This is a genomic window from Polaromonas sp. P3_C2 (genome assembly GCF_056402675.1).
In genome coordinates, this window is sequence record NZ_JBFUGX010000394.1 from 1 (window position 1) to 3,977 (window position 3,977).

Consider the following 3,977-nt stretch of genomic DNA (forward strand, 5'->3'; position numbering starts at 1 on the left):
GCTGGAGCGCGCGGCCCGCATTGTGTTTGTGACCTGCAAAAACTGGTTTGCACCGGCCGAGAACCGGGAAGTCAGCCACCGCACACGTCTCTAACGGCGCGGCCGCCTGACACACATCCCCTGCAAACCCTGCCGCTACTGCACGTCACGCATCCACAAGGTTTCTTTTCACCGGTTCAGGCTTATGCACACCACCCTTATTGATCTGTTGCTGGAATACGAGGTCATTCACCCCGCCCATTTCCTGTTTCACATCGAGGCGGCTTTTCACGAAGGCCACCATGTTGTGGAAGAGCGGCTGACCATCACGCCCAGCATGAAGGTGCGGAACTTTTCGGATGAGCGCAGCGGCAACCGCTTTATCCGCCTGGATGCTCCCAAGGGCGTGCTTTCGGTGAACTACCATGCGCGCGTGGAGCTGCACCCGGCCCCGGTGCCTCTGCACCTGGACGAAACCCCTGTGACGGCGGTGCCGGACGAAGTGCTGCGCTACCTGATGCCCAGCCGCTATTGCGAATCCGACGTCATGAGCCGTGCCGCGCAGCAGCTGTTTGGCCACTTGCCGCCGGGCATTGGCAGGGTGCGTGCCATCGAGGCCTGGATTCACGACTCGATTGGCTACTTGCCGGGCTTTAGCAATTCCACCACGACCGCGCAGGAGGTGTTTGTGCAGCGCGCGGGTGTCTGCCGTGACTTTGCGCACCTGGGCATCACGCTGTGCCGGGCCTTGAATATTCCCGCACGGCTGGTGGTGGGGTATGTGCACTTTGACGAGCCGCCGGAAGATTTCCATGCCGTGTTTGAAGCCTGGCTGGAGGGGCGATGGGTGATTTTTGACCCGACACGCATGGCGCCTATCGACCGCCTGGTGCGTGTGGGCACGGGCCGCGACGCCAAGGACGTGGCCTTTGCCACCATTTTTGGCGGTGTGCAGATGCTGCGCAAGGAACTCTCGATCACCGAGGGAGACATCCTGCCTGGCGTTTCAACGGGGGTGCATTCGCCCGCGCTGACCGTGGTCACGGTTTAGCCCGCAGGTGCCGCCATGACTGCYGCGTTGCGGCGCTTCAGCACAAGCAGCCCGAACAGCGTGGCCGTGATGTACATGCTGAAGGAGTAAATCGCCGCCGGCAGGGCCAGCTGGAAGTTGTTCAGCACGGCCAGCGCAATGAAGATGGCCAGCGTTGCGTTGTGAATGCCGATCTCGTAGCTGATGGCGGTCGAGATGGGTTTGTCCAGGCCCGTGGCCCGCGAGACGTAGTAACCGGCCAGCAGGCTCACCAGGTTGAAAGCCAATACCGCCGGGCCGATCGCGGCGAAGGTGGTGGTGAGTGACTGCCACTCCTTGACGACTGCGCCTATGGCCACCACGGCCAGCACGATGATGCTGAAAATCTTGGTCGGGTTTTCGCTGCGTGCGGCCCAGGCGGGTTTGCGCATGCGCAGCCACATGCCGATGGCCACCGGCACCAGCACGATGATGATCACTTCCACCACCTTGCCGAACTGCAGCGGCACGACCTGGCCTGTTTTGGCGAAGGTGTCGATCGCCCAGTTGGCGATCACCGGCATGGTGACGATGGACAGCAGCGTGTTAATGGCGGTCAGCGAGATGTTCATCGCCACGTTGCCGCCGAAGAGGTGGCTGAACAGGTTGGCCGAGATGCCACCGGGTGAGGCAGCCAGCAGCATCAGCCCCACCGCAAAGAGCGGCGGCACATTCAGCAGCACGATGATCGCGTAGCAGGCGACTGGTAGCACGATGACCTGCAGCACCAGCGCCACCGCCACGGCCTTGGGGTATTTGAGCAGGCGGGTGAAGTCCTCGACCTTCAGGGTCATGCCCAGGCCGAGCATGACCAGCGCGAGCGCCGCGATCAGCAGCTGCGCGACGACAGGTGAGCCGTTCATGACTTGTAGCTTTCGTCGAGTTTGTCGAGCTTGCGTATCAGTGACGGCCAGACAAAAGCACCACCCAGGCCGCCGGTCTGCACGCGCATGGCCTCGGCCACACCTTTGACGATCAACGGGTTGACCTCGGTGAGTTCGCCCCCGGCCTGCGCGTCGAGCTGGATGCGACAGGTGTTCTCGAAGGTGTACATGCTGAGGAAAGCGTCGGCAATCGTTTTGCCGACGACCAGCAGGCCGTGGTTGCGCAGCATCAGGAAATTGGCCTTGCCCAGGTCGGCCTGCAGGCGTGGTTTTTCATCGTCGCGGAAGGCCACGCCTTCATACGCGTGATAGGCGAGGGACGCCAGCACGAAAGTGGACTGCTGGCTGATGGGCAGCACGCCGCACTTTTGCGCGCTCACGGCCACCCCGGCGCGCGTGTGGGTGTGCAGCACGCAGCCGGCATCGGCGCGCGCTTCATGCACAGCGCTGTGAATCACAAAGCCTGCCGGGTTCACCGGGAAGGGCGTATCAATGACCTTGTTGCACTGGCCGTCGACCTTGACCAGGCTGGAGGCCGTGATCTCGTCGAACATCAGGCCGTAGGGGTTGATCAGGAAATGGTGGTTGCCCGCGCCGGAAATGGATTCGGGCAGCTTGGCGCTGATGTGGGTAAAGACCAGGTCGCTCCAGCCGTAGAGGGCGACGAGGCGGTAGCAGGCGGCGAGGTCGCAGCGCAGTTGCCATTCTTCAGCGCTGACGACTTCCTTGAGGGAGGGGATATGCATGGGGATGGTCTCCGTGGTGTGTATGAATAAAGGTGCTCTCTCGGCACGAACTGCTCACGATACGTGGGTGCTTGACGGGGAACTGTCAAAAATTTGACAATTGGTCGCATGCCTGTCGTTCCGAAGACACCTTCGCCCCTTTCACCGCTCTCACCGCCATCCTTGCTTGCCCGCATGTCGGCCAACCCGTGGTTTGGCGCGCTGCCGGCGATGGACCGCCAGGCGCTGCTCGCCTCTGCCGAGGTGCTGCGCCTGCGGCCCGGTGAAATGCTGTTTCGCCAGGGCGATGCGCCCGGCGGTTTTTATGGCTTGCTCGGCGGCCTGTTGAAAATCTCCTCGCTGCGTGAGGACGGGCGCGAGGCGATTCTGGTGGTGCTGGAAGCGGGCAACTGGATCGGCGAGATCTCGCTGATGGATGGCGAGCCGCGCACGCACGATGCCACGGCCTTGTCTGCGGTGGAGGTACTGGTGGTGCCGCAGGCGGCTTTTACCTTGCTGATGCAGGGCGCGCCGTTTGCGCGGGCCATTGCCGGCTTGCTGGCGGCGCGCGTGCGTTCGCTCTACGGCATGGTGGAAGACGCCGCCTTGCGTTCGACCCGCGCCCGCGTGGCGCGCCGCCTGCTGCTGCTGGCGCGCGGCGATGCCACGATGGCATTGAAGGCGCGGCCGGTGGTGCGGGTTTCGCAGGAGGCGCTGGCCATGATGCTGGGCATCAGCCGGCAAACGCTGTCGGTCGAACTCAAGGTGATGGTGCAGCGTGGCGCCATCGCGCTCGGTTACCGCTGCATTGAAATTGTTTCGCCTGCGCGGCTGGAGGCGTTGGGCAACGTATCGCGCTAGGGCGGGTTCAATGCCGGCCGGGCCGCGTGTCGTTTTCCAGCCGGGCCAGCCAGACCATCGCGCTTCCCGCGTCGGCGCCACACATCTCGGCAGACGCCATGAGCTGCCCGCACACCGCAGGCCGTTCGGGCTGGCCAAAAATGAGGCAGCGGTTGGCGGTGTCGAGCTGCACGCAGCGCACGCCCGCCGGCTTGCCGTGGGGCATGCCGGGTATGGCGGAGCTGATGGAGGGCGCGATGCAGCAGGCGCCGCAGCCGGGACGGCAGTTCATGGTTGGTGGTCTGCTATGAAAAATATAGCTGCTCGCGCAGATTCCTMTTGGGCTGGAGCCGTATTTGGTGCTTAAAAAAGGCCTGTGGGACCGTTTGTGGCGCAAAATCAGTCGGGTTTGATCTTTGCCCGTGCCGCCACTTCTTTCCAGCGCGCCTGCTCGGTCTTGATGAAGGCACCGTACTGCGC

At 63.2% G+C, this 3,977-nt stretch carries 5 protein-coding genes; 2 read left to right on the forward strand and 3 right to left on the reverse strand.

Going from position 1 to position 3,977, the window contains the following annotated elements; translation table 11 throughout:
- Positions 1 to 184: 184 nt before the first annotated feature.
- Complete coding sequence (locus AC1DWI_RS15740; RefSeq protein WP_477670397.1) at positions 185 to 1,030, forward strand: transglutaminase-like domain-containing protein; 846 nt, start codon at positions 185 to 187, stop codon at positions 1,028 to 1,030.
- Here AC1DWI_RS15740 and AC1DWI_RS15745 read toward each other — a convergent pair.
- Both AC1DWI_RS15745 and AC1DWI_RS15750 read right to left on the reverse strand, forming a co-directional pair.
- Positions 1,027 to 1,911, reverse strand: coding sequence for a bile acid:sodium symporter family protein (locus tag AC1DWI_RS15745; RefSeq protein ID WP_477670396.1), 885 nt, complete (start codon positions 1,909 to 1,911; stop codon positions 1,027 to 1,029). The genes AC1DWI_RS15740 and AC1DWI_RS15745 overlap by 4 nt on opposite strands.
- The gene (locus AC1DWI_RS15750; RefSeq protein ID WP_477670395.1) at positions 1,908 to 2,678 is read right to left on the reverse strand and encodes a class II aldolase/adducin family protein; all 771 of its coding nucleotides are present in this window, start codon (positions 2,676 to 2,678) and stop codon (positions 1,908 to 1,910) included. Before AC1DWI_RS15750 ends, AC1DWI_RS15745 begins: the two co-directional genes overlap by 4 nt.
- Positions 2,679 to 2,852: 174 nt before the next feature.
- Between AC1DWI_RS15750 and AC1DWI_RS15755 the strand changes: the two genes are divergently transcribed.
- Positions 2,853 to 3,518 (forward strand): Crp/Fnr family transcriptional regulator, encoded by a 666-nt coding sequence (locus AC1DWI_RS15755; protein WP_477670743.1) that lies wholly within the window; start codon positions 2,853 to 2,855, stop codon positions 3,516 to 3,518.
- A 7-nt stretch (positions 3,519 to 3,525) separates the two neighbouring features.
- Here the strand turns inward: AC1DWI_RS15755 and AC1DWI_RS15760 are convergent, their stop codons facing one another.
- Positions 3,526 to 3,789, reverse strand: coding sequence for a YkgJ family cysteine cluster protein (locus AC1DWI_RS15760; protein WP_477670394.1), 264 nt, complete (start codon positions 3,787 to 3,789; stop codon positions 3,526 to 3,528).
- Positions 3,790 to 3,977: the final 188 nt, after the last annotated feature.